The organism is Streptomyces calidiresistens (assembly GCF_014141525.1).
In the GTDB taxonomy this organism is placed as follows: Bacteria; Actinomycetota; Actinomycetes; order Streptomycetales; family Streptomycetaceae; genus Streptomyces; species Streptomyces calidiresistens.
The window spans coordinates 1-1,497 of record NZ_VKHS01001070.1 but is presented as its reverse complement, the minus strand read 5'-3'; the positions used below and the strand labels follow the sequence as shown (position 1 = coordinate 1,497).

At 75.8% G+C, this 1,497-nt stretch carries 1 pseudogene; it reads right to left on the bottom strand.

The features are described 5' to 3' along the window. Window positions 1–498 precede the first annotated feature (498 nt). A pseudogene (locus tag FOE67_RS25485) lies at window positions 499–1,497 on the bottom strand (hypothetical protein); the annotation flags it as partial.

Sequence of the window (1,497 nt, the reverse complement as noted above, 5' to 3'; positions counted from 1 at the left end):
GAAAATCGTTATTTTACTAGGTAGCTTCCGAGCAGCTCTTGTTGTTGTCTCTTTGTTTTTTATAGTTTTTTTTGAAAGAAGAGCACGGCATACGGTTTGGCTCCATGCCGGGTGGGCCCGGAGAAGAGTATGAAGGACACGGACGGGGGCGGGCAGGCCGTCCCCCCGCCGCTCATCGGATGGTCATCCCGCTCCCCGGCGGCCCCTCGTCCGCCCACCGACCGACCCGCGGGCGATTTTCACCCGGATCCCGTGCGGGTTCATCCATGTTCATCCAGTTTTCAACCTTTTACGCACCGGCGCCCGGGGGAGTCGACGCCCCCCGTCGGGCCCGCGCACCACCGGAGCCCTCCGCCGCGGCCGACCGGCGGGGCGCGCCCCGCCGGGCCCCGGGCCCCTTCACCGCCGCCTCGCCGCGGGACCCCCATCGGCTTCACCCGTCGAACGGAACAACGCATCGGCGACGGCGCGCACCCCCGCCCCGCGCACCGGCCGCCCTCACACCACCCGGAGCCGCCGGTCGGCGCGCACCCCGGCCGCGCCCAGCCAGGTGCGCAGCGGCCCCGGATCGCCCTCGTCCACCAGCCGCTGCACCGAGCCCGTCAGGTCCCGGCCGACCGAGGCGGCGGCCCCGTCACCGCTCGGCGCGCCGACGGCCTCCCGGGATCCGTCGGCCGGCCGCGTCAGTATCGGCCCGTCCAACCAGTCCAGGCCGGGGGCGGCGTCCGTGGTCTCCACGGCCGCGCAGCACACGGCCGCCGTGATGTGCTCCACCAGCAGCTCCCGCCCGGTGCTCGGCACGTCCAGCGGCTGCACCGGCGGCTCGGCCGGCGGGCGGGCGGCCTCCTCCCGGGCCAGGGCGGCCCCGACCCGGGCGGCCAACACCTCGGCCGCCTCCGGGCCGCCCGCCGACAGACGGCGCAGCACGCCCGCCAGGGTCGGCGAACCCTCCCCCTCCAGCGCGCCGAAGAGACGTTCCGCGCGGTCCCGCCACAACCGGTGGGTGACCTCGCGGGGGTAGGTCTCCCAGCTCACCGGGGCCCAGCCGCCGCCGGGGGCGGGCGTGCCGTGGAAGATGCGGGCGGCCAGCAGCGACACCTCGGCGTCCACCGCCCCCGGCTCGTCCAACAGGTCGCAGGCGGGGCGTTCGCCCAGCCGGGCGCCGGGCCCGCCGGCCAGTCGGTCGCGGCGGGAGAGTTCGGTGAGGGCGGCCACCACGCCGGCGTTGAGCGCGGTGGGGCGGCGCCCGGCCCGCCAGGCGGGGAGGATCACCCGGGTCAGCAGCCGGTCCCACCCCGCGTAGGCCAGCCCGACCTGTTCCCGGGCGACCAGTCGCACGTGGTGATCGACCGAGCGGGCCCGCTCCGACGCGGCGGTGGCCACGCCGCGCTCCATCTCCGCCGCGTGCGGGCCGGCGGCCCGCAGCAGGAGACGGGAGAGGCGGGCGGCCACGCCGTGGAGGGGACAGCGCAGGGGGGTGCGGTCGGAGACCTCCAG